The sequence below is a fragment of the Kocuria aegyptia genome (assembly GCF_039530085.1).
Lineage (GTDB): Bacteria > Actinomycetota > Actinomycetes > Actinomycetales > Micrococcaceae > Kocuria > Kocuria aegyptia.
Genome location: NZ_BAAAOA010000029.1, coordinates 153,173 through 169,372 on the forward strand (window position 1 = coordinate 153,173; position 16,200 = coordinate 169,372).

Below are 16,200 nucleotides of genomic sequence, written 5' to 3' on the forward strand. Positions count from 1 at the left end.
GTCCCGACCGCACCCGCTCCCACCGTCCGTCCGCCGCCAGTCCCTCGCCAGTCCCTCGACAGCCCCTCGACAGCCAGGAGTTCACGCCGTGCCGACCCTCACCCAGAACCACGTCCGACTGGTCCTCATCACCGTGGCCGTCCTGGGCGCCGCCGCCCTGACCGCGGTCCTCCTCCAGGGCCGCGGGACCAGCACCGTCCCCGTCGGGCTGTGGTCCCTCCTCGTGGGGGCGCTGGCGGTCTGCGGGGTGCTCCTGCCGCTCGTGGCCGCAGCGACCCCGCTGTCCCGGCCGCGCTCCGTGGTGCCGGCCGTGCTGCTGTTCCTGGCGATGACGTCCCACGCCACCTTCCTCGACGAGCAGCTGAGCGGGTTCCCCGTGGGGTGGCTGTGCACGATGGGCGTGATCGTCTCCCTCGCGGGCACGGTCGTGCTCCTGTTCAACGCCCTCGGGCTGCGCCGTGCGAGCACCGGGACGCGCAGCAGGCTTTCGTGACGACCGGCGTGGCGACCACCGCGACGAGCAGCATGACGAGCACTCCGGCGCGGGCGCGGACGGTGCCCCCGCCGGCGCGACGGCGCCGCCGGCTCCTGGTGGACCTGCGGATCGCGGACCTGCTGCAGGCACTGGGCGCGTCCGTGCCGGTGGCCACGGCCCGCCGCGTCGTGCTCGCAGGGGCGGCGGGGGCCCTGCTGATGGCGCTCGCCGCCGGGATCCTCGTGGCGCGGGTGGCGCCGGTGCTCGCACCGGGCGCGGACGTGGTCGGCCTCTTCGTGCTGCTCTGCGCCTACGCCGGGCTCGGGGCCCTCGCGGCGGAGACCCTGGGACGGTTCCGCAGCTGCGTCAGCGACCACGCGCAGCGGGACTTCTTCGTGGGCCTCGACGTGCGGGCCGCGGACGTGTTCGTCGTCCACGCGCTCCCGCGCGTGGCAGTGGCGAGCGCCGTGTGGGGCGCGGCCGGGCTGGGCGTGCTCATCGGGTCGGTCCAGGCCGGGCACGGGCCCGGCGCCGCGGGGACGGCGCTGCTGCTGGGGACCCCCGTGGCCTTCGGCGCCCTGACGGTCGCGGGCGCCCTGCGCTCCGCCGCCCGGCCCGAGAACGGGCGCCGGCACTTCGCGGCGGTGCTCGCGGCGGCGGCCGGGCTGGCCGGAGCAGGAGCACACGGGGCGGTGCTGCTGCTGGCCCCCCTGGTCCCCGGCGCCCTCGGCCAGGGCACCCCGGCCGGCGCGGTACCCGGCCCGGCCCCCGGGCTGCCGGTCCCCGTCCTCCTCGCCGGTCTCGCGGCGGTCGCGGTCGTCGGCGCGGCCGGCACCGTCACGGGCGGCCGTGCCCTCGCGGCGGTGTCCTTCCCGGCCCGGCACACCGCGCCCCCGGCGCGCCGGCCGCGCCTGAGCGGTCCCGCGGTCCTGCAGTTCGCCCGCGTGCTGGGCGTCCAGCGGGCGCACGGATGGCGTCTGCGGGCGCAGCAGCGGATCACCGTCACGGCTGCCGCCGCCACCGCGGCGCTGCTCGGCGCCGCCTCCGCCGGCCTCCGGATGCCGCCGCTGCCCTCCCTGCCGGACGAGGCGTGGGACGCGGCGCTGCGCCCCACCCTCGGCTTCGTCGCGCTGATGGCGGGACTCGCCCTCGCGGAGCTCGTGAGCTCGGACATCGGCGCCTTCCGCTACGGGCGCCACCTGCGGACCGCCGTCGAGTCCGGGGCCGCCCGCTCGTCCGTGGCCCTGGGGCACCTCGCCGCGCTCACCGTGCCCCTGCTGCTGCCCGCCCTGCTGCTCGTCGTCGTCGCCTGGGTGCTGACCGGGACCCCGTCCGCGGCGCCCGCGGCCGTGGTGCTGGGCGCGGTGTGGGCCGCGACGATCGCGGAGCACCTGCTGCCGCCGCCGCGCACGGTCGAGGGAACGGGCGCGGACAGCCCGCTCACGGGCGTCCTCGCCGTCGTCCTGGCCGCCGCGCCCGTGGCCGTCCCGCTGACCTTCCCCGCCACCGGCCCGTGGCTCGTCCCCCTGCTCGCCCTGACCCTCGCCGGAGGTGCCCTCACATGCCTGCATCGCTCTCTCACCCGCCGCTGATCCACGTCCAGGCGGTGAGCGCCGGCTTCGACGCAGAGCGCCCCGTCCACCGGGAGCTCACGCTGCGGATCGACGCCCCCGGGCTGACCCTTCTGCAGGGTCCCAACGGCTCCGGCAAGTCGACGCTCGTCGAGGTCCTCAGCGGGCACCTGCCGCAGACCGCGGGCACGGTCACGCTCGCCGGCGTGGACTCCCGGTCCCCGGAGGCCTCCCGGGTGCGCCGGATCTGCCGCACCGAACCGGCGCTCTACCCCACGATGACCGCACGGGACCACGTGGTGTTCGCGAGCGCCTGGTGCGGCGCCGACCCCCGGGAAGGGCTGCGCCGGGCCGAGCGCCACGGTCTGGGGCCGTGGCTGGACGAGGCCGCCGAGAACCTGTCCACGGGCAACCGGCGCAAGCTCTGGACGATCGTGTGCACGTGCGGCGACTTCGACGTCGTCGTCCTGGACGAGCCCTTCAACGGACTGGACAGCGCGTCCACCGGGGTGCTGTGCGAGGAGCTCACGGAGTGGGCGGCGCGGCGCACGGTCCTGGTCGTGGCGCACCGCCCGCCCGAGCAGCTGGCGCCGAGCGCGGTGCTGACCCTGCCCGGCGGTGCGGCGCCGGGAGCGGCTCAGGACGACGGCATCGCCACCAGACCGGTCCGGTAGGCCTTGATCACGGCCTGCACGCGGTCCCGGACGCCCATCTTCGAGAGGATGTGGCTGAGGTGGGACTTGACGGTCGGCTCGGACAGGAAGAGCGCGGCGGCGATCTCGCGGTTGCTGAGGCCCTCGCAGAGCAGGGTCACGACCTCCCGCTCCCGCTCCGTGAGTCCCCCCTCCGCGGTGACCTCCTCCGGGCGCGGCCTCGCCGGCTCCGCCACCACGCTGCGGATCAGGGTCGCGGCCACCCGCCGCGAGATCGCGGCCTCCCCGGCCAGCACGCTGCGCACGGCGCCCACGATCTCGTGCGGCTCGGAGTCCTTGACCACGTAGCCGCTCGCCCCGGCCTTGAGGGCGGGGATCACCCACTCCTCCGAGTGGAAGGTGGTCACGGCCAGCACCTTGACGTCCGGGTGCGCGTGCGTGATCGCCCGGGTCGCCTCGACGCCGTCGAGGACCGGCATCTGCAGGTCCATGACGACCACGTCCGGGCGCAGGGCGAGGCACTGCTCGATCGCGGCCCTGCCGTTCTGGGCCTCGCCCACGACGGCGAGGTCCTCCTCGGCGTCGATGAACACGCGCAGGGCACGGAGCATGAGCTGCTGGTCGTCGACGACGAGCACCTTCGCGGGGCTCGACATCGGTTTGCGTTCGTTCATGCCTCTCACGGTAGCGGAGAGCGGCCCCGGCGCACGGGCACCAGCGCGCGGGCCACCGCGCCGCATCCGCCCGATGGACGACCCGCGACCATCCGTCGGAACGACGTCCCGCGCCGCCCCCTCGGCGAGGATGAATTCACGACCGCACACCACCGGGGTGCGGCACCCCATCGGGAGGACCTCCGTGCACAAGCTCTTCATCACCCCGCTGTTCGTCGCCGCGCTCCTCGTCGCCGGCGGCACCCCCGCGGCCGTGGCCCAGGAGCCGCTGACCGCGCCGCTGCCGAGCACGCGGATCGACCCCGGCACCGAGCGGCTGGACGGACACACGAGCCGCGGGTGCTCGTTCCTCTGGCTGCGCTGGTGCTGACCCGGCGCGCTCCGGGACGGTCCGGGAGCCCGCGGCTATCCTCCGAGGTGGAGCGGAGCACCGGACCACCGCCCAGGAGGGGCGGCATGGCACGCGGAGCAGCGCAGCAGGACAGCAGACCCGCCCGGACCGCCCTGCTGCCGCCGGGGATCGCACGGTCACGGCCCCTGCACCGGTGGGTGCGGTCCGCCCTGCTGCTGTTCATCACCGTGAGCGCACTGGACGCCGTCCGCCTGGTGCTGAGCGGTCCGGGCCTGGGTTTCGGCGGCCGGGACTACGAGCTTCTGCTCGTGGCCCTCGAGGCCGGCACGTTCGCCGTCCTGACGCTGCGCGCCAGCTGGACGTGGCTGCCGCTGGCCGCGCTGCTGGTCCTGCTCCACCCCCAGGTGAACCCGGGCAGCTACATGGTCGTGGTCCCGCTGCTCCTGGCCTTCGCCGCCTACGGTGCCGCCCTGCCGGGACTGGCCGCGGCGTTCGGCATCTTCCTCGTGTGGCAGGTCTCGTGGGCCGTGAACGTCTCCGTGGTCGGTCCCCAGTTCCTGTGGAGCTACGTGCCGCTGTCCCTGGTCCTCCTGCTGCCGGGTCTCGTGCTGCGGGTGCTGAGCGCGCAGCGGGAGCTGGACCGCGTCGAGATCGACGAGGGCCGGCAGCGGACGGCGCGGGCCCTCGAGCAGCAGCGCCTCGAGCTGGCCCGGGAGCTGCACGACATCGTCGCCCACGACCTCACCGTCATCGCCATGCAGGCGCGCTCGGGGGCCTACTCCGGGGACCCGGGGACCATGAAGGAGACCCTGGACGTCGTGGGCGACTCGTCCCGGGCGGCCCTGAAGGACCTGCGCCGGCTGCTGGGGATCATGCGCATCGAGCCGGGTGCAGGGCTCGCCCGGGACGCGAGCGCCGCCGCGGCCGTGGACACCGGCCGCGACCTCGAGGAGGTGGCGGCCGCGCTGCGGGAGGTCGGCTTCCGCGCGAAGACCCGGGTGGGAGGGGACCTGTCGCGCATCCCCGAGGGGGTGCGGCCCACCGTGCAGCGGGTCCTCCGGGAGGCGTCCACGAACATCATGAAGCACGCGCCCGCCCGGACGGGCTGCGCGCTGGCCGTGCTGGTCGACGAGGCCGACATCCGGGTCGAGGTGCACAACGACGCGGGACCGGGAGCCCGGCCCGGGCTCCCGGTCTCCGGGTACGGGCTGCTCGGGCTGCGCGAGCGCGTCCAGCTGCTGGGCGGTGAGCTAGCGGCGGGCCCCGCGGACGGGGGCTGGCGCGTCGGCGCCCGCATCCCGCTGGGCCCGGCCGCCGTGTGAGAGCGCCACGACCGCCACGAGGACCAGCAGGGCCGCGCTGAGCCCGTCGAAGCCGATCAGCGCCAGCACCGGTCCGGCGAGCGCGCCGCCGGTCGCGCCGGCGAGGTTCATGAACAGGTCCGAGACGCCCTGCAGCTTCGGCCGCTCGGCCGGCGGGACGGCCTCGGCCACGAGGGTCGAGCCCGCGACCGTCGAGGCCGACCACCCGAGCCCGAGCAGGACCAGGCTGACCGTGACCAGCACGGGGGACGTCGAGCCGAACCAGGACAGCACGAGGGACGCGACGAACAGGGCCTGCCCGAGCAGGACCGTGCGGCTCCGCCCGGCCCGGTCCGCGAGCCGGCCGAACACGGGGGCGAGGGCGTACATCCCGGCGACGTGCAGGCTGATGGTCAGGCCGACGACGCTCAGCGACGCCCCGTGGAGGGTCAGGTGCACGGGCGTCATGGACATGAGCGCCACCATGACGGCGTGGCTCAGCGCCACGGTGAGCACGGCGCGGCGGGCGGGGGCGGAGGACCGCAGCACCGCGAGCCCGCCCGCGGGGGAGGGCCTGTCCTGCCCCGCGGCCTCCCCGTCGGCCACGGCCAGCAGCAGGGGGTCCGGCCGCAGCGCCGTGAGGTACACCAGGGCGCCGAAGGCCTGGGCCACGAGGGCGATGACGAACCCGCCCGTGAGCTCGGGCAGGGCCAGGGCCCGCCCGATCGCCTCGCCGGGGTCGAAGAGGTTGGGGCCGAGCACCGCGCCGATCGTCGTGGACCAGACCACCAGGGACAGGTCGCGGGCGCGGGTGTCGTCCGCGGCGAGGTCGGTCGCCGCGAACCGGGACTGCAGGTTCAGCGCCGAGCCGGCCCCGAGCAGTGCCAGGCCCACCAGCAGCACGGGGAAGCTCGAGAGGACGGCGGCGCCGATCGTGACCGACGCGCCCGCCATGGCGGTGAACGCCCCGGTGCTCAGCGAGATCCGCCGGCCGCGGGCCTGGGCGAGCCGGGCGAGGGGAACGGCGAGCAGTGCCGCGCCCAGGGTGTTCATGGTCGCGGCCATGCCGGACCAGGCCGAGGAGCCGGAGACCTCGGTGACGAGGAGGGCGCCCAGGGCCAGGGTGGCGCCGACGCCCAGCCCGCCGAGGACCTGGCCGAGCGCCAGGACACGGACGACCCTGCGCTGCAGGGCGCGCCGGTCCACGGCGGGGTTCGTCGGGTGCATGGCCGCCATACTATGCCCGTGGGGGTGACCGTCCGGGGTGTGTCCCGGTCCTCCGGTGTGGTTCGATGCTCGGCATGAGCACACTGCCCGAACCCGTGACCGAGCGTGGTGCCGGAACCGATCTCGTGCTCGGCGAGGACGGGCTCGCCCGGCCCGTGTGGGCGGCGACGGACCCCCTCCTGCGCGCGTACTACGACACCGAGTGGGGCCTCCCCGTGCGCGACGAGCGGGGGCTCTACGAGCGGATCTGCCTCGAGGGCTTCCAGTCCGGGCTGTCCTGGGTCACGATCCTGCGCAAGCGGCCCGCCTTCCGGGCGGCCTTCGCGGACTTCGACCCGGACACGGTCTCCGGCTTCGGCCCGGACGACGTCGACCGGCTCCTGGGCGACGCCGGGATCGTGCGCCACCGCGGCAAGATCGAGGCCGCCGTCGGCAACGCCCGCGCCACCGTGGCCCTGCGCGCCGAGGGCGGGCTGGCCGAGCTCGTGTGGTCGTTCCGCCCGGTCCGGACCCCTCGTCCGCGCACGATCGCCGAGGTCCCCACCCGCTCGCCGGAGTCCGAAGCCCTGTCCCGGGCGCTGCGGTCGCGCGGCTTCCGCTTCGTGGGGCCGACCACGATGCACGCGCTCATGGAAGCGGTCGGGATCGTCGACACGCACCTGGTCGGCAGCCACCGCCGGGGCAGCTCCGGGGTGTGGCCGGAGACACCGGAAGGTGCGTAGGATTCCTGGCACCGAACCCGACGACGCCCTGCGTCGCCTTCCGGCAGGAGGCCCGGCCGTGTACGACAACAGCGAGCAGCGCAGCGCGGTGCTGCCCCTGGTGCTGAGCACCGTGGGCTCCGTCCTGGTCGGGCTGGTGGTGCGGAGGGTGCGGGAGGACCGGGCGGCGGCCCGCGGCGGGACTGCCGGCCCGTCCGCCGGCCGGGGCGGCCGGCGGGCGGGACGGGCCCGGCCCGCCCGGAAGAACGCGCGCGGGCCGGTGCTCTGAGGCCGTGACGAGCCACGCGATCAGTTGGGTCGACGTCTTCTCGGCGGCGCCGCTGGGCGGCAACCCGCTCGCCGTCGTGCACGGGGCGGACGCCCTCGGCGAGGACACGATGGCGCGCTTCGCCCGCTGGACCAACCTCTCCGAGACCACGTTCCTGCTCGAGCCCACGGTCCCGGGCGCCGACTACCGGGTGCGGATCTTCACCCCCGGCGGGGAGCTGCCGTTCGCGGGGCATCCCACGCTCGGGACGGCGTCCGCCTGGCTCGGACTCGGCGGGGAGCCCGCGGGCGAGGACGTCGTCCAGGAGTGCGGGGTCGGGCTGGTGACCGTCCGGCGCCGCGAGGGGCAGCTGTCGTTCGCCGCCCCGCCCCTGCTGCGCTACGAGCCCGTGGCCGAACCGGCGCTGCTGGACCGGGTGGCGCGGTCCCTGCGGCTGGACCCGTCCGCGCTGCTGGACGTGTCCTGGCTCGACAACGGACCCGGCTGGATCGGCGTGCGGGTGGCCGACGCCGGGACCGTCCTGGGCGTCCGCGCGGACTGGTCCGCCATGGCGGGGCTCAAGCTCGGCGTGGTCGGGCCGCACCCCGAGGGGGCGGAGTGCGCGGTCGAGGTGCGGGCGTTCGTGGGCGACTGGGTCGTGGAGGACCCGGTCACCGGCAGCCTCAACGCGGGCCTGGCCCGGTGGCTGACCGACAACGGGTGGACCCCGGACCGCTACGTCGCCGCCCAGGGCACGGTGCTCGGGCGCACGGGGCGCGTGCTGCTGGAGCGGGACGCGGAGACGGTCTGGGTCGGCGGGCAGGTCAGCCCGGTGGTCCGCGGGACCGTGGATTTGTAGCCGGCGGCCCGCGGGACGCCCGCCCTCGGTATCGTGGGGGCATGACGACCCAGGACATCAGCTGCCGGGCCCGTCGGCGGGCCGGGGCCCAGCACCTCGACGCCGGCGGCGCCCTCATCGGGGAGAGCCCGTTCCGCTGGACCGGCGCGCAGGCGGCGGTCTGCGCCGACGCCCGGCCCGGCCACCGGCGCGCGGCGCGCGGGAAGGGCCTCTGAGATGGCGGTGCGGCGGCTGAGTGCCGAGCGGATCACGGACTCCGTCACCTACCACGGCGAGGGGCCGTGCTGGTCGGAGTCCTGGGGCGGACTGCGGTGGGTCGACATGCTCGCGGGGGACGTGCTGTCCTTCGGCGTGGACGGCCAGGTGCTCCGCAAGCACGTCGGGGACGTCGTGGCCTGCGTGCGCCCCCGCGCGACCGGGGGCGCGGTGCTGGCCGTCGAGACGGGCGTGGCCCTGGAGGACCCGGACGGGACCGTCCACCCGGCCGAGCTGCTCTGGGAACCCGGGGTGGCGCGGATGAACGAGGGCGGTGTCGGCCCGGACGGCGCCTTCTACGTCGGCTCCATGGCCTGGGACCAGACCGAGGGCGCGGCCACCCTCTACCGCGTGGACCCGGACCTCCAGTGGGAGCCGGTCCTGGAGGGCGTCACCGTCTCCAACGGCATCGCCTGGTCCCCGGACGGCACCCGGGCCTACTACAACGACACGCCCACCGGGAAGGTCGACGTCCTCGACTGGTCGGAGGCAGCCGGGCTGCACGGCCGTCGCACCTTCGTGGTGCCCGAGCTCGAGGGAGGGGACGTCCACCCCGACGGGCTCACCGTCGACGCCGAGGGCGCGGTCTGGGTGGCGCTGCACGGCGCCGGGCAGGTGCACCGCTACACGGCCGAGGGCGCCCTGGACACCGTCGTGACGGTCGGCGCCCGCCAGAGCACCGCGTGCTGCCTGGGCGGGGAGGACCTGCGCACCCTCTACATCACCACGTCCCGGGAGAACCTCGCCGCGGACGAGGATCCCGCCGCCGGCTCACTGTTCGCCGTCCGGGTGGACGTCCCCGGCCTGCCCGTCCTGCCCTTCGGGGGCTGATCCCGGTGCGGAACCCCAGGCGCACCGCCGGGCTGCTGTGGCTGCTCGTGCTCGTGTGGGCCGTCGCCCTCGTGGGCGCCCTGCTCGGCGGGGGCACCTCGTCGGCGTCCTCCTTCGCGGTGCTCGCGGTACTGTGCGCCGCCGGAGCGCTGTTGCTCGGCCGCAGGGCCCGGCGCTGACGGGCTTGACCCTCACGCGACGGGAGGGCCCAGGGTGGAGGACATGGACGGGCAGTGGCCGGGAGCGGCAGGCGAGAGACTCACCGTGGGGCAGGTCGCGGAGCGCTTCGGCGTCACCGTGCGCACGCTCCACCACTACGACGACGTCGGCCTGCTGCGCCCGGGCGAACGCTCGGCGGGCGGATACCGCCTCTACACGGAGGACGATCTGCTCCGGCTGCGGCACGTCGTGGTCTACCGCCGGCTCGGCCTCCCCCTCGAGCGCATCGAGGAGCTGCTGGCCGCGGAGGACCCCGGGTCCGTGCTGGCGCACCTGCGCCGGCAGCGCGAGTCCGTCCTGGCGAGACTGGCCGAGCTGGCCGACCTCGTCACCGCGATCGACCGAGCACTGGAGAAGGAAATGACCGGGATCGACCTCACCCCGGAGGAGCGTCGCGAGCTCTTCGGCGAGGGCTTCAGCGACGAGTACGCCGCCGAGGCCGAGCGCCGCTGGGGCGGCACCGAGGCGTGGGAGCAGTCCCGCCGCCGGGCGGCCGGATACGACCAGGAGGACTGGCGGCGGATCGCCGCCGAGACCACGGCGATCAACGAGCGGTTCGCCGAGGCCAGGCGTGCCGGGCTGCCCGCGGACTCGCCCGAGGCGATGGACGTCGCGGAGGCCGCCCGGCGTCAGATCCACGAGCGCTTCTACGACCTCTCTCCCGAGTTCCACCGGGCACTGGGGGACATGTGTACGTGGCGGACCCGCGGTTCACGAAGACCTACGAGGACCTGGAGCCCGGTCTGGCGCAGTACGTCCGCGACGCGATCCACGCCAACGCCGACCGCGCCTCCGGCTGAGGACCCCGCCGCCCATCCCGCCGGGTCCCCGTGGGCGCGCAGTCCCCCGGAGCGATCCGGGGGGCTGCGAGCCCACGGGGGCCTCGGCGCGCAGAGGGGGCGCGGGTACTGGGGAGTCGTCGGTGCCCGGGCAACGCTCGAGGGCGCCGGCCGGGGAGGGCGCCGGTCTACCATCGGAGCGAGGAGGAACCCATGACCGAGACCCCCCGGGCGGCCCCGGACGTCGTCACCGGCTCGATCCGCCTGCTCGCGGAACAGGGCTGGGAGGCCACGACCGTGGACCGGCTCGCGCTGGCCGCGGGGATCAGCCGGGCCACGTTCTTCCGCAAGTACGGGTCCAAGGAGGACATCGTCTTCGCGGACCACGCCGCGAACCTCGAGCGCCTCGAGCAGCAGCTGGCCCGGGCGGGCGGCGAGCCGGGCGCCGACCCGGTCGTCGCGCTGCGGGACGGCGTGCTGCTGGTCTTCCGCCACCACCTCGACCACCGGGAACGGGCCCTGGCCCGCAACGCCCTGCTCCGGCAGGTGCCGCAGCTGCGGGACCGCGAACTCATCACGTCCCACCGCTACGAGCGGGTCCTGCAGCGCTACCTGAGCTCCGCGCTGCCCGACTCGCCGGAGCGGCCCACGATCGCCACGGCGCTGTCCGCAGCCGCCGTGGCGGTGCACAACGCCGCCCTGCGGGCCTGGTTGCGCGCCCCGGACACCGACCCCTCGGCAGAGCTGGCGGGGCAGCTCGAGCGACTCGCGCGCACGCTCGTCTCCGGCTGCGGGGACGGCGCGGCGCGGCCGGCCGCCGGGGTGCGCCCCGCCGTCGTGATCACCGTCCTGGACCCCGGCGCGGACACGGAGGAGATCCTGGCGTCCGTGCGGGACGCCCTGCGCTGAGTGCTCAGACCTCGGCGGCGAGGACGGCGTAGACCAGCTCGTCGCGCCATTCGCCCAGCTGGTGGTGGCTCTCGCGCAGGGTCGCCTCCAGGCGCATGCCGATGCGCTCGCAGACCCTGGCGGAGCTGACGTTGAGGGCGTCCAGGCTCGCGCAGACCCGGTGCGCGCCCAGCTCGGCGAAGGCGAACTCGATCGCGGCGCGGGCGGCCTCGGAGGCGATGCCCCGGCCCGCGTGGTCGGGGTGGACCACCCAGCCGATCTCCACCTGGGCGGCCGCCGCGTCCGTGAGGGTCAGCACGATCTCGCCCACGAGCTCCCGCGAGCCCCGGGGGGAGACGGCGAAGCGCACGTGGTCGCCGTCCCTGCTCCAGGGGCGCATCCCCGTGTTCTCGGCCAGGGCCCGCTCGCACTCCTCGCGGGTGCGCGGACCCCGCCACGCGTACTGCGCGTAGTCCTCGCGGCTCTGGTACGAGTACATGGGCTCGAGGTCCGCGGCGTCGAAGCGGCGGAACGCGAGGCGCTCGGTCTCTGGGGGCAGCACGTCGATCATCAGTAGCGATACTAAGGCCTCCGTGCCCTCGCGGGGGCGTCCCGGAGCGACACTGAGACTGAATTCCTTGACGTGATACTGCGTATCAGTCAGAGTGGTGGACATCACACCACGCACCAGGAGTCCGTCCATGGCACCCGCCCCCCACGCCCCGTCCTTTCCCTCCACCGTCACGATCGCGGTCGAGCAGCTCGTGCTGCCCGGGCGGACCGTTCCGGTCGCCCTCGTCCGGCTGGACTCGACGCGGCCCGGCGGGCTGATCATCTGGGGGTCCGAGGCCCTGGAGCAGCTCCGGGACGTCCTGGGATCGATCGACCAGTCGGCGGTCGAGGCGATCGTGGTCACGGGCAACGCTCGCTCCTTCGGCGCGGGGGCCGACCTCAAGGAGATCCGTCACGCCCAGCTCAGCGGTGTCTCCGACCGATACGTGGGCCTCGGCCACGAGGCCTTCGGCGTCCTGGCCGACGCGAGGGTGCCCACGTTCTCCCTGCTCACGGGGCAGGCCCTGGGCGGAGGCCTGGAGCTCGCCCTGCACACGGACCACCGCGCGGCCCATCCGCGCACCGGCCCCCTCGGGCTGCCGGAGTGCCGGCTCGGCTTCTTCCCGGGCTGGGGCGGCGTCCACCTGCTCCCGCACCTGATCGGTCCGGCCGCGGCGCTGCGCGTCATCGTGTTCGACTCCCTGCGGGGCCGGAACGTCAAGGCGGCGGAGGCTCTCGAGCTCGGTCTCGTGGACGTGGTGCTCGACGCCGCCCCGGGGACGGGGGAGTGGGACACCGCCTGGCAGCGGTGGGTCGCCGGCAAGCTGGCCACCCTCGACGCGGGGGGAACCCGCCGGCGCGCCGGCGCGCCCGGCGGCACCGGGGAGCAGCATTGGCGGGACGCCGTGGAGCAGGCCCGGGACCGTGCCGAGCGCACCTGGCACGGCGCGGCGCCGGCCCCCCTCGTGGCGATCGACCTCGTGGCCGACGCCCGGACCGAGACCCGCACCGAGAACGGGGCGAAGGCCGTGGCCGCCTTCGCCGAGCTCGTCCGCGGGGACGTGGCCAAGGCCTCCCTCTACGCGTTCGAGCTCGTCACGGCACGGTCGCGGCAGGCCGCGGACGTGCCCGCCGCCGAGCCCGTGCCCCTGCGCAGGGCCGCCGTGATCGGTGCCGGCCTGATGGCCGGCCAGCTCGCCTCGCTCATCGCGAGCGGCGCCCGGATCCCCGTGGTCATGACCGATCTCGACGACGAGCGGCTCGCCGCCGGCGTGGCCCGGACCCGGGAGCGCTTCGCCGCCCAGGCGGCCAGGGGCAGGATCAGCGCGGAGCAGGCCGAGCAGCTGGGCGCCCTCGTCACGGGGGCGAGCGGGCCGGAGGACCTCGCCGACGCGGACTTCGTGATCGAGGCGGTCTTCGAGGACCTCGAGGTGAAGAAACGGGTCTTCGCCCAGTGGGAGCAGATCCTGCGCCCCGACGCGATCCTCGCGACCAACACGAGCTCCCTGTCCGTCACCGCCATGGCGGAAGGGCTCCGGCACCCCGAGCGGGTGGTCGGCTTCCACGTCTTCAACCCCGTGGAGGTCACCCCGCTCCTGGAGGTCGTCGCCGGGCAGCGGACCGGCGACACGGCCCTGGCGACCGCCTTCGAGCTCGCCGCGGCGCTGCGCCGCACGGCGGTGCGCGTCCAGGACGCCCCCGGCTTCGTGGTCAACCGCGTGCTGACCCGGCTGTTCGACGTGATCGTCCGGGCGATCGACGCCGGCTTCGACGTGGCGGCCGCCGACCACGCCCCCGATCCGATGGGCCTGCCCATGACCCCGCTGCGCCTGCTCGACTTCGTGGGCCCGGCCGTGCTGCACCACGTGGACGAGACCATGCACCGCGCCTATCCGGATCGCTTCGCGCGGTCCCCGTGGATGGACGCGGTGGTCGAGGCCGGCCTCACCCACGTGCTGCCCACCGAACAGGCCCCGGAGACGGGCGCGGACGGCTACCTCGCCGCGGAGGCCGCCCGGCTGCTCGAGCGCACCCGGGCGGAGCACCCCGCGGGCGCCCCGGACGCCCCCGTGGCCCCCGCCTCGCCGGAGGAGCTGCTCGTGCGGGTCCAGGACGCCCTGGCCGAGGAGATCGGCGCGATGCTGGCCGAGGGTGTCGTCGCCGGGCCCGAGGACGTGGACCTGTGCCTGGTCCTGGGCGCCAACTATCCCTTCCACCTGGGCGGCATCACGCCGTACCTCGACCGCACGGGAGCCTCGGAGCGCGTCCTCGGCCGCCGTTTCCACCGGGACTGACCGTGTCCCCGACCGATCCCCGCCAGCCCGCCGAACGAAGGATCCTTCCATGACCGCCACCCCCGAGACCGGCGCGAACCTGTTCCCCGCCGGCACCGTGGAGCCCGACTACGTCCTCGACGAGGCCCTCGACACCGACGCCGCCGGCGCCTTCGACGCGGTCTCCGACACCGACCGGGAGCACTGGATGCGCGCCCGCCGGTTCGTCCAGGAGGACCTGCTGCCCGTCATCGCCGAGCACTGGGACCGCTCGGAGTACTCCCTCGACCTCGTCCGCCGACTCGGGGAGCTCGACCTGCTGCGCGACGGCGTGGCCGTCGACGGCTACGAGGCGATGTCCAAGACCGCTGCGGGCCTGATCAGCATGGAGCTCTCCCGCGGCGACGGCTCGATCGCGACCGTCGCCGGTGTCCAGGGCGGGCTGGCGATGCGCTCGATCGCCATGTGCGGCTCCGAGGAGCAGCGGCGGCGCTGGCTGCCGCGGATGGCCACGGGTGAGCTCCTCGGCGCGTTCGCCCTCACGGAGCCCACCCACGGCTCGGACTCGGTGAGCCTCGAGACCCGCGCCACCCCCGTGCACGGCGGCTGGCTGCTCAACGGGGAGAAGAAGTGGATCGGCAACGGCTCGATGGGCGGGATCACCGTGGTGTGGGCCCGCTCCGACGAGGACGGCCAGGTCCGGGGGTACGTGGTCCCGCAGGAGAGCGAGGGCTACACCGGCACGACCATCCGCGGCAAGCTCGCCCTGCGCGCCATCCACCAGGCGCACCTGCGGTTCGAGGACGTCTTCGTGCCCGCGGAGAACGCGCTGCCGGCGGCGCGGTCCTTCAAGAACACCGCCGACGTCCTGTTCGCGACCAGGATCAGCGTGGCGTGGGGCGCGGTGGGCCACGCCCAGGCCTGCTACGAGACCGCCGTGCAGTACGCGCGTCAGCGCGTGCAGTTCGGCCGGCCGCTGGCCGCCTCGCAGATCGTGCAGGAGCGGCTGGCCCGGATGCTGAGCGAGCTCACCCAGATCCAGCTGCTCGTGGCCCGGATGACCGAACGGGAGGAGGCCGGCCGGCTCACCGCCGAGCAGGCGTCGCTGGCGAAGTACAGCTCCACGCGCACGGCCCGCTCGATCGCCGCCAACGCCCGGGACCTGCTGGGCGGCAACGGCATCTTGATCGAGCACCGCGTGGCCCGCCACTTCGCCGACATCGAGGCCCTGCACACCTACGAGGGCACCGAGACGATGCAGGCCCTGATCATCGGGCGCAGCATCACGGGCATCTCCGCGTTCGCCTGAGCCGGGCCGCGGACACGACGACGCCCCGGCCGCCCGGCCGGGGCGTCGTCACGTCCGCGGGCGCGCTCAGGAGAGCGGGTCGCCGCCCCCGTGGAACGAGTCGTTGCTCGAGTCGACCTCGTCCTCGAACTCGGAGTTCCCGGGGACGTCGAGATCCGCCAGGGCCTCTCCCATGCCCGGCTCCTCGGGCGGGACCTGCTCGTCGCCGGCCCGGAAGCGGGCCTCCGCCGTCTCGTCGCGCAGCTGCTGCTCGGACGGGACCACGGGACGGGCAGGATCGGCGTACTCGTCCTCCGGCACATCGGCCTCGGCCCCCTCGATCAGCGGGTCGTCGCGCCAGTGGTCGGGGTCGACCTCCGCGGCGCCCTCGTAGGTGTCGGGAGTCTCCGGCAGCTCTTCCGGTGAGGTGCTCATCTGCTGTCCTTTCGGTTGACGGTCGCGGGGACGTCATCAGCCTACGCACTGTCGCCCGGGGACTCCCGGCCGTCCGCTCGGACCGGGAAGGCATGCAGGAGGCAACGGGGCCGGGCGGGTCGGACGCCGTCACCGGGCGGCTCCCGCCCGGTCCCGCGCGGGCTTTGACGGTCCTCCCGGGCGTGTGTAATGTATTCCGAGTCGCAGCGAGGGACGCGAGAGATCGCCCCGGACGGCAACGCCGAATCCGGCGGAACCACCCTCCTCGAACCATCAGGCCGATCACCGCTGCGCGGTGGCCGAGCACTTGCGGGCCGAGGCCGGGTCGGGTATGCTGGTGGAGCCGTTTCGGGCAGCAGCGAGGAATCGTTGTGGCCCACGGCGCCGAATCCGGCAGATCCAAGACCTCTCCTCCCGAAGAACCGACCGCCGCCCAGCGACGGAAAAGCGATTTGGGGAAGCGGAGAGAATGAGGATAGGCTGAGGAGGTCGCCGCGGGGAGAGCGAGAAATCGCAGGAACCGAGCGAAAAAGAATTCCAACACGGTTTCCGGGTGTGGTGCCTGGTTGCTGGTCTGTTGTTTGAGAACTCAATAGTGT

General features: G+C 74.9%; 19 protein-coding genes and 1 pseudogene. 16 read left to right on the plus strand and 4 right to left on the minus strand.

The features are described from left to right. Window positions 1-88: 88 nt before the first annotated feature. From ABD220_RS12560 to ABD220_RS12570, 3 genes are read left to right on the plus strand one after another with little or no spacing between them, the layout of a single operon-like run. Window positions 89-493 carry a hypothetical protein gene (locus ABD220_RS12560; protein WP_344123078.1) on the plus strand — a complete coding sequence of 135 codons (405 nt, stop codon included), beginning with the start codon at window positions 89-91 and terminating at the stop codon, window positions 491-493. A 32-nt stretch (window positions 494-525) separates the two neighbouring features. Then, entirely contained in the window at window positions 526-2,067 is a 1,542-nt protein-coding gene (locus tag ABD220_RS12565; protein WP_344123080.1) for a hypothetical protein, read from the plus strand. Beyond that, window positions 2,037-2,720: an ABC transporter ATP-binding protein gene (locus tag ABD220_RS12570; protein WP_344123082.1), complete on the plus strand. Its 684-nt coding sequence runs from the start codon at window positions 2,037-2,039 to the stop codon at window positions 2,718-2,720. The genes ABD220_RS12565 and ABD220_RS12570 overlap by 31 nt, the downstream gene beginning before the upstream one ends. Here ABD220_RS12570 and ABD220_RS12575 read toward each other — a convergent pair. Then, on the minus strand, window positions 2,684-3,373 hold the full coding sequence (locus ABD220_RS12575; protein ID WP_344123084.1) for a response regulator: 690 nt from the start codon (window positions 3,371-3,373) through the stop codon (window positions 2,684-2,686). The genes ABD220_RS12570 and ABD220_RS12575 overlap by 37 nt on opposite strands. A gap of 184 nt (window positions 3,374-3,557) precedes the next feature. Here ABD220_RS12575 and ABD220_RS12580 point away from each other — a divergent pair, with 184 nt between their 5' ends. Further along, a complete protein-coding gene (locus ABD220_RS12580) occupies window positions 3,558-3,743 on the plus strand; it encodes a hypothetical protein (protein WP_344123086.1) in 186 nt (61 codons plus the stop codon). Between the two features lie 86 nt (window positions 3,744-3,829). Continuing rightward, window positions 3,830-5,047, plus strand: a complete 1,218-nt coding sequence (locus tag ABD220_RS12585) for a sensor histidine kinase (RefSeq protein WP_344123088.1) — start codon at window positions 3,830-3,832, stop codon at window positions 5,045-5,047. On the opposite strand, the gene ABD220_RS12590 is transcribed toward ABD220_RS12585, so the two are convergent. Continuing rightward, window positions 4,976-6,262, minus strand: a complete 1,287-nt coding sequence (locus ABD220_RS12590; RefSeq protein ID WP_344123089.1) for an MFS transporter — start codon at window positions 6,260-6,262, stop codon at window positions 4,976-4,978. The genes ABD220_RS12585 and ABD220_RS12590 overlap by 72 nt on opposite strands. Before the next feature lie 56 nt (window positions 6,263-6,318). Here ABD220_RS12590 and ABD220_RS12595 point away from each other — a divergent pair, with 56 nt between their 5' ends. The 9 genes and pseudogenes from ABD220_RS12595 to ABD220_RS12635 all read left to right on the plus strand — a co-directional run bounded on the left by ABD220_RS12595 (window position 6,319) and on the right by ABD220_RS12635 (window position 11,074). Continuing rightward, window positions 6,319-6,975, plus strand: a complete 657-nt coding sequence (locus tag ABD220_RS12595; RefSeq protein ID WP_344123091.1) for a DNA-3-methyladenine glycosylase I — start codon at window positions 6,319-6,321, stop codon at window positions 6,973-6,975. Between the two features lie 58 nt (window positions 6,976-7,033). Further along, window positions 7,034-7,243 carry a hypothetical protein gene (locus tag ABD220_RS12600; RefSeq protein ID WP_344123093.1) on the plus strand — a complete coding sequence of 70 codons (210 nt, stop codon included), beginning with the start codon at window positions 7,034-7,036 and terminating at the stop codon, window positions 7,241-7,243. Between the two features lie 4 nt (window positions 7,244-7,247). After that, window positions 7,248-8,081: a PhzF family phenazine biosynthesis protein gene (locus ABD220_RS12605; protein WP_344123094.1), complete on the plus strand. Its 834-nt coding sequence runs from the start codon at window positions 7,248-7,250 to the stop codon at window positions 8,079-8,081. Between the two features lie 41 nt (window positions 8,082-8,122). Then, on the plus strand, window positions 8,123-8,296 hold the full coding sequence (locus ABD220_RS12610) for a hypothetical protein (protein WP_344123096.1): 174 nt from the start codon (window positions 8,123-8,125) through the stop codon (window positions 8,294-8,296). Window position 8,297: 1 nt separating this feature from the next. Then, entirely contained in the window at window positions 8,298-9,167 is an 870-nt protein-coding gene (locus tag ABD220_RS12615; RefSeq protein WP_344123098.1) for an SMP-30/gluconolactonase/LRE family protein, read from the plus strand. A 5-nt stretch (window positions 9,168-9,172) separates the two neighbouring features. Beyond that, window positions 9,173-9,346: a hypothetical protein gene (locus ABD220_RS12620; protein ID WP_344123099.1), complete on the plus strand. Its 174-nt coding sequence runs from the start codon at window positions 9,173-9,175 to the stop codon at window positions 9,344-9,346. A 43-nt stretch (window positions 9,347-9,389) separates the two neighbouring features. Further along, window positions 9,390-10,007 (plus strand): annotated as a pseudogene (locus ABD220_RS12625) (MerR family transcriptional regulator); the annotation flags it as partial. 74 nt (window positions 10,008-10,081) lie between these two features. Further along, window positions 10,082-10,186 carry a TipAS antibiotic-recognition domain-containing protein gene (locus ABD220_RS12630; protein WP_344123117.1) on the plus strand — a complete coding sequence of 35 codons (105 nt, stop codon included), beginning with the start codon at window positions 10,082-10,084 and terminating at the stop codon, window positions 10,184-10,186. A 192-nt stretch (window positions 10,187-10,378) separates the two neighbouring features. Next, window positions 10,379-11,074 carry a TetR/AcrR family transcriptional regulator gene (locus tag ABD220_RS12635; protein ID WP_344123100.1) on the plus strand — a complete coding sequence of 232 codons (696 nt, stop codon included), beginning with the start codon at window positions 10,379-10,381 and terminating at the stop codon, window positions 11,072-11,074. Window positions 11,075-11,078: 4 nt separating this feature from the next. Here ABD220_RS12635 and ABD220_RS12640 read toward each other — a convergent pair whose 3' ends face one another. Next, window positions 11,079-11,624: a GNAT family N-acetyltransferase gene (locus ABD220_RS12640; protein WP_344123102.1), complete on the minus strand. Its 546-nt coding sequence runs from the start codon at window positions 11,622-11,624 to the stop codon at window positions 11,079-11,081. 130 nt (window positions 11,625-11,754) lie between these two features. Here ABD220_RS12640 and ABD220_RS12645 point away from each other — a divergent pair, with 130 nt between their 5' ends. Both ABD220_RS12645 and ABD220_RS12650 read left to right on the plus strand, forming a co-directional pair. Beyond that, the gene (locus tag ABD220_RS12645) at window positions 11,755-13,899 is read left to right on the plus strand and encodes a 3-hydroxyacyl-CoA dehydrogenase NAD-binding domain-containing protein (protein WP_344123104.1); all 2,145 of its coding nucleotides are present in this window, start codon (window positions 11,755-11,757) and stop codon (window positions 13,897-13,899) included. Between the two features lie 49 nt (window positions 13,900-13,948). Continuing rightward, entirely contained in the window at window positions 13,949-15,187 is a 1,239-nt protein-coding gene (locus ABD220_RS12650; RefSeq protein WP_344123106.1) for an acyl-CoA dehydrogenase family protein, read from the plus strand. Window positions 15,188-15,253: 66 nt separating this feature from the next. Here the strand turns inward: ABD220_RS12650 and ABD220_RS12655 are convergent, their stop codons facing one another. Then, window positions 15,254-15,601, minus strand: coding sequence for a hypothetical protein (locus tag ABD220_RS12655; RefSeq protein ID WP_344123107.1), 348 nt, complete (start codon window positions 15,599-15,601; stop codon window positions 15,254-15,256). Window positions 15,602-16,200: the final 599 nt, after the last annotated feature.